The sequence below is a fragment of the Flavobacterium sp. genome (assembly GCF_029242675.1).
Taxonomy (GTDB): domain Bacteria; phylum Bacteroidota; class Bacteroidia; order Flavobacteriales; family Flavobacteriaceae; genus Flavobacterium.
Window position 1 is genome coordinate 1 of record NZ_JAQWTM010000102.1, and the last position, 7,202, is coordinate 7,202.

The following is a 7,202-nucleotide window of genomic DNA, read 5'->3' on the forward strand; positions in this document are numbered from 1 at the left end:
TCCTACTTTTTTAGCTCGATACGCCAGTGCAGCTCTTCCGCTTCTGGCTGTTAAGACTATTGAGGATTCATTGACACCAACTTCTAAAGGATCCATTATCTCATAAGTAGCTCTGTTTTTTATTACACCATCTTGATGAATTCCTGAACTGTGAGCAAAGGCATTGGCACCTACGATTGCTTTATTGGGTTGAACAATCATTCCCATACTTTCAGAAACTAATCTGCTCATTTCATTCAATTGCTTTGTATCAATATCGGTGTACAGATTCAAATAAGGATGTTGTTTGAATATCATTACTACTTCCTCGAGTGCAGTATTTCCCGCTCTTTCTCCTATTCCATTTATTGTACATTCTATTTGTCTTGCTCCATTGATGGCACCCGAAATTGAATTTGCTGTAGCCATTCCAAGATCATTGTGACAATGGCAAGACAAAACCACGTTTTCAATACCTTTTACATTCTCTTTCAGGTATTTAATTTTTGCTCCATATTCTTCTGGCAAGCAATATCCTGTGGTATCAGGAATATTTAATACTGTAGCACCTGCTTTTATCACTTCTTCACAGACTCGTGCTAAAAATTCATTATCCGTGCGTCCTGCATCTTCCGCATAAAACTCTACATCTTCAACGTATGATTTGGCTAGTTTTACGGCAGCTTTGGCACGTTCAATAATATCTTCTTTGGTTGTATTTAATTTGTGTATGATATGAGAATCAGAAGTTCCTATACCAGTATGAATACGCGGAAACTTTGCGTTTTTAAGCGCCGCGGCTGCCACATCGATATCATTTTTTACCGCTCTCGTTAATCCGCAAACCGTAGCGTTTTTAACTACTTTACTAATTTCTGAAACAGATAAAAAATCTCCTGGACTTGAAACAGGGAATCCAGCTTCAATAATATCAACACCCATCTCATCCAATCGTTTTGCAATGACTAGCTTTTGAGCCGTGTCTAATTTACATCCCGGGACTTGTTCTCCATCTCTCAAAGTGGTATCAAAAATTTGAACTTTCTCTCTATTCATTTTCATTAATTTAATGTAATTTCACATCTTCATAGCAAAAGTAGATTTCCATATAGTGAATATAAAACGAATTTATACTAAATATACTGCTTATAAGCTAATTTATAATTAGCTAAGAACTTGATAATCAATAAAATAAACCACTTTATTTTACAATGGCTAACCATCAAAAAGATTTCTTATTTGTCTTAATAAAATCACTGTCTAAATCAGAAAAAAGACAGTTTAAAATTTTTGCGAGTCGGTTAGAGACCAGTTCAAATACGAAATTCATTGAGTTGTTTAATACTTTAGACAAGTCAGATACCTATGACGAAAAACTGATTTTAAAAAGCGGTGTAATTAAAAAAGTACAGCTATCTAATTTAAAATCATATCTATACAAGCAAATACTGGTTAGTATTAGACTTAATATTCCAAGTCAAAATGTGCGTTATCAACTGCGAGAGCAAATCGATTTTGCTACCATTTTATACAATAAAGGACTCTATAAGCAAAGCTTAAAACTCTTGGATAAAACCAAAATCATCGCTTTAGAAAACGATGAAAAATTGATGGCATACGAAATAGTAGAGTTCGAAAAATTGATAGAATCGCAATATATCACTCGAAGTATCCAAGGTCGTGCCGACGAATTGGTAATTCAAGCCAAGGAGCTTAATTATAGAAACACAATATCGAGTAAACTCTCCAACCTTTCTTTGCAGCTTTATGGTATCATGCTTAAAACTGGATATGTAAAAACAGATGAGGAGTATAAATATATTGATGATTATTTTAACAAACACATCGCTAAATTTGATGAAACTAAATTTGGTTTCAGAGAAAAATACTGGTTTTATAATGCCAATCTGTGGCGCAGTTTCCTAGTGCAGGATTTTTTATCTAGTTACAAATATGCCTATAAATGGGTGACTTTGTTTTATGACAATGAGCACATGATTTTCCTGAATCCGGTTTTCTTTCTAAAAGGAAACCATTATTTATTGGAGTCGTTGTATATGCTAAAATACATGTCGAAGTTTAAAGAAAACCTAAGTCGATTAGAAGAAACGATTGCTGATCCTCGATTTCCTGCAAACGACAATATTGCTTCATTATCCTTTCTATACGTTTATAACAACAAGCTGAATTTTCATATTCTAGAAGGTACTTTTGCGGAAGCATAATATTTAATTCCTGAAATTTTACATAAACTTAAAATCCATAATGATCATCTAGATGAACATCACGAAATGATGTTTTTTTACAAAATTGCGAGCATTTATTTTGGCAATGAAAAGTATGCGGATTGTATTTTATATCTTGAAAAAATAATCAACAACAAAAATCTAAGCATGCGAGAAGATTTAATGTGCTTTGCTCGTTTACTGTGTTTAATAGCTCATTATGAACTAGGTAAAGATTATTATTTAGACAATCAATTAAAGAATACCTATAAGTTTTTACTTAAAATGAACGACTTACATGAGGTTCAAAAGGAAATTATTAAGTTTTTGAAAAACCTAAATTCAATTTATCCGAGCGATATTAAGAAGGAATTCATTAAAATGCGCCTTCGTTTTATTGAACTCGATAAGAATACATATGAAAAAAGAGCCTTTTTATATCTTGATATTATTTCTTGGCTCGAAAGTAAAATCGAAAATCGAAAAATTAGTGACATCAGAAAAGAGAAAGCAAAATTAACCAATCGATAGTTGAGCCAAAAGAGGAGCTTACATTAAGCTCCTCTTTTATTTTCTATAAATTCTTTTCGGCCTCGGATAATATCTTCAAAAGAACTGCATTTCACATATTCCTCCTCGCCATCGATTATCATCGGGAGATAGATAAACTCGACTTCGGATAAATCCTCTTTTAAATAAAAAGCCATTTCATCCAAATTAAAAAACCACTCGGTATCAAATTGAACTTTATGCAAGGTGGCATCTTTTATCAGCAGATTTTCTTTTAAAGGCTTCATTTAATTGATCAAATTATTTTTGTCAAATTTACGATATACAATTTAATTACTAAAAAATTTCAGGTAGCAAAATTTGGTTTTGAACTAATAAAGGAAAGTTTTAATACAAAGACTTTCTGTTGCAGTTGTGGCTAACGGCTACATTCTTTCAATATTAATAGATTATATATCAACATTATAATGTAACGAAAGGTTGTAGCTTTTTTTTATTTATTTTTAACAATAAATCAATTAATAAACTAATACTGTACATCATGAACGGATTCTTTAAAACAATACTCGCAGGCTGGGGAGCCAAAAAATTAGGTGGTGGTTGCTTTGGAACTATTATACTTTTTATTATTCTCTATTGGCTTTTAGGAAAATTTTAGACAAAAAAAAACCAATTAAATTTTTAATTGGTTTTTTCTTTTAGGACTTTTTGGTCTTGCTTTCCTTTACCATTAATTCTTTAATGTATTTTACAGGAGCACTACCGTAACTCAAGAACTTTTCATGAAACTGTTTCAAGTTAAATTCAGCTCCTTTTTCTTTTTTAAGTAATTCTCTAAAGTCATAAATTTCTGTATAGCCTGCAAAATAAGAACATAACTGTACTTGCGATACACTAACACGAGTCCATTTACCTTCGGCTTCAGCCTGTTGCTGAAACGCTTCATTGATTAGTAAGGACATCGCTTCCTCTTTGCTCATGTTTTTGCTGTGAACACTATAATCTAAAATCGTGTTACAAGTCGTTCTTAGGTTCCATTTATAATACATCAACCACATTTCAGGTGAATTTTTATAACCACTTTCCAGCATCATTCTTTCGGCATAAACAGCCCAACCTTCGATCATGGCGCCGTTTCCAAATAGTGCTTTTATAATACTAGGCGATTGATTACTGTACACTAATTGGGTGTAATGACCCGGAATTGCCTCGTGGATATTTAAAATTTGTAGGACATAATCATTATATTCTCTCAAATAACTTTCTGCCTTTTCTGCTGACCAACCGTTTAAACTACCAACATTGTAATAAGTATTTGCATTTTTATCGTAAGGACCAGGAGCGGATATCGAAGCTCCCGCAACACCTGCCATATAGGCTGGCTCTTTACGAACTACTAATGGTTTTGAAGGATCGATATATAACAAATCTTTTTCTTTAACATAAGCAGCAAGTTCAGGAATTTGCTTTTCGATTTCAGATTGAAATTTAGCAGGAGTGGTATGCTGAAGCGAAATTTTGTCAATAACCTTTTTAATCAATTGCAATTTATCCGTTGGTTTCGGCTCCTTTTTTAGGTACTTGGTCCATAGAGTATCTGCAAGGCGAAACATTTTCTCGTGCAAATCTGCTTTATGTGCTACTGCTTTTGCGAAAACAGAATCAGCACTATAGCTCGATTGAATTTCTAGATCAAATTTTGTATCGTACAACTCCTTACCTAATCTAAAGGAACGTGGAGTTTTGTTATCTAGCTCTTTTAACCAATTAGCATAGTCTTTAATCGCTGCTACGGCAATTTTTGCCTTTGCACTCATTTCTTTTTTCTCAGCTACACTTAATTTACTTTTGCTTAAAGCCGCATTCAAATCCTGCTCAAAAATACCAATACCTCCTAAATTTTGAGCAATAGCCAATGCAGTATGTTCTAAAGTAGGATTTTTTAAGTTCTGCTTTGCAGCTGCATAGTAAGCGGGAATATTGGTCATTTTTGCATTGAAACTGTGCAAACGTGCGTCCAATGAATCGTACTTTCCATTTAAAATTTCAGCAAATGCGCCTCCTACATTGTATTCTGCAGGATTCCATTCATTTGATTTTAACTTATCGATAGAAAAAATTACTGTTTTTAATTGATTTTGAATAATGTAGAAATCAATTATATTGTTGTCCGAAAGACTTTTAATGGGATAGTGCTCCAAAGAATCAAGTTGTGCATGTGCAAAATCAAGTTGTTTCTTTTTAAAAACCGAGTCAGAAATTACTAAAATGCTATCTCCTTTGTGAAAACCTTGATATGCTGCCCAATCTGGATATACGTCCCAAAGCGAACTGACAAATCCTTCCTTATAATTTTCGAAAGCTAAATTAATGTCTTCTGGAACTACAGTTTCTGCATTCTTTTTGCAAGAAATTAAGAAAGTGAGAAGTACGGCTGTTACTATTATTTTTTTCATAGATGCTTTTTTCAGAATTTAAAGGTAAAAAATCTGTTGGAATAATTAAGAATGAGTTTACCATATAAACGTAAAAAAGCCGTAACAATGAATTACGTCTTAAATGTGTTATTTTAAAGTACGATTTTTAGTACGCTAATAGCTCTAATAATGTTTTTTCAAATCGGCCTTTCGGCAAATATTGATCTTCTAGCGCTTTTGTAAACGGAATTGGCGAATCTAAGCTCGCTACCCTTTGCACCGGCGCGTCCAAGTATTTGAAGCATTCCTCCATGATTAAAGCGGAAATATCGCTTGCTATTCCACCAAATAATGAATCCTCTTGAAAGATAATCGCTCTACCCGTTTTTTTCACTGATTTAAAAATAGCTTCGGTATCTAGTGGTTGTAGCGTTCTTAAATCTAAAACGTCGGCTGAAACAGTTGGATTTTTCTCTAAAGTATCCAAAGCCCAATGGACTGCAGCACCAAAAGCAATAATAGTTACATCGGTTCCTTCTTTAATTAAAGCAGCTTTCCCTAATGGTAATGTATAATAATCTGCAGGTACTTCTTGGTAAACGGAGCGATACAACTGTTTGTGCTCAAAAAATAATACTGGATTTGGATCGTTAATGGATGCGTTGAGCAATCCTTTAGCATCGTACGGAAAAGCAGGATAAACCACCTTTAAACCAGGAGTTTTTGTAAACCAAGCTTCATTTGTTTGGGAATGAAAAGGTCCTGCTTGAGTCCCTCCACCGCAGGGCATGCGAACCACTACATCCGCTTTTTCTAACCAGCGGTAATGCGATTTAGCTAATAAATTCACAATTGGATTAAAACCAGTCGACACAAAATCGGCAAACTGCATTTCGACAATCGCTTTGTAACCGTTTATTGATAATCCCATTCCAGCCGAAACCACTGCACTTTCACAAATAGGTGTATTAATTACGCGTTCTTTACCAAATTGTGCTACAAAACCGTCAGTGATTTTAAATGCACCACCATATTCAGCAATATCTTGACCCATGATAACCAAATTACTATGGCGTTCCATTGACTGCCTTAAACTACTTGAAATAGCATCAATTAATCGAATTTTTTCTTTAGCATCTGTTGGTTTAATCTCCTCATAAATAAACGGTTTATATACATCATTTAATTCTTCACTTAAATAAGCTTCTATCTCAGGTTCTGCATTGGCTAAAGCCAAACTTTCATCGATTTCAGCTTTTATTTCAGCTCGCAGACTTTCGTCAAACTCCTCTGTTAAGATTTTATTTTCTTTTAAGAAATTCCTATAATTTTCTACGGGATCTTTAACGGCCCACTGCTCCATTAACTCTTGCGGAACATATTTAGTACCACTCGCCTCTTCATGACCACGCATTCTAAACGTTTTGAATTCAAGTAATATAGGTCGCGGATTCACTTTCATAGAAGCTTTTAAATCAGATAGTAAATTATATACTTCCAAAATATTATTTCCGTCTACGATATGACTTTCCATTCCGTAACCTTTGCCTTTATCGGCCAAGTTTTCGCATCGGTACTGCTCGTTGGTAGGAGTTGAAAGTCCGTAACCATTATTTTCTATGACGAACATAACGGGTAATTCCCAAACCGAAGCAATATTTAATGCTTCATGAAAATCCCCTTCGGATGTAGCGCCTTCACCTGTAAAAACGGCGGTTATTTTTCCGTTTTTCTTTAATTTATTTGCTAAAGCGATTCCGTCCGCCACGCCTAACTGTGGCCCTAGATGCGAAATCATCCCTATTATTTTATATTCTTGTGTTCCAAAGTGAAAACTACGATCCCGACCTTTAGTAAAACCATTGGCTTTTCCTTGCCATTGCGAGAATAAGCGGTATAAAGGAATATTTCTACCGGTAAATACCCCTAAATTACGATGCATCGGCAATATGTATTCATCCTGATCTAAAACAGCGGTAACTCCCACTGAAATAGCTTCTTGACCAATTCCTGAAAACCATTTTGAAACCTTTCCTTGACGGATAAGAATCAACATTTTTTCCTCGATAAG

The 7,202-nt window shown here is 34.2% G+C and carries 4 protein-coding genes and 1 pseudogene; 1 reads left to right on the forward strand and 4 read right to left on the reverse strand.

Translation table 11 applies throughout. The features are described 5' to 3' along the window. The coding region (locus tag P8M54_RS04150; RefSeq protein WP_300285524.1) for a 2-isopropylmalate synthase at nt 1-1,035 on the reverse strand (1,035 nt) is incomplete at its 3' end. Nucleotides 1,036-1,190: 155 nt separating this feature from the next. Between P8M54_RS04150 and P8M54_RS04155 the strand changes: the two are divergent. Next, nucleotides 1,191-2,735: pseudogene (locus P8M54_RS04155) on the forward strand (hypothetical protein). 23 nt (nt 2,736-2,758) lie between these two features. Here P8M54_RS04155 and P8M54_RS04160 read toward each other — a convergent pair. From P8M54_RS04160 to P8M54_RS04170, 3 genes are all read right to left on the reverse strand, one after another. Next, nucleotides 2,759-3,001, reverse strand: coding sequence for a hypothetical protein (locus tag P8M54_RS04160; protein ID WP_300285526.1), 243 nt, complete (start codon nt 2,999-3,001; stop codon nt 2,759-2,761). 411 nt (nt 3,002-3,412) lie between these two features. Next, complete coding sequence (locus P8M54_RS04165) at nt 3,413-5,170, reverse strand: DUF885 domain-containing protein (protein WP_300285528.1); 1,758 nt, start codon at nt 5,168-5,170, stop codon at nt 3,413-3,415. A 127-nt stretch (nt 5,171-5,297) separates the two neighbouring features. After that, on the reverse strand, nt 5,298-7,202 hold a 1,905-nt coding region (locus P8M54_RS04170; protein WP_300285530.1), incomplete at its 5' end, for a dehydrogenase E1 component subunit alpha/beta.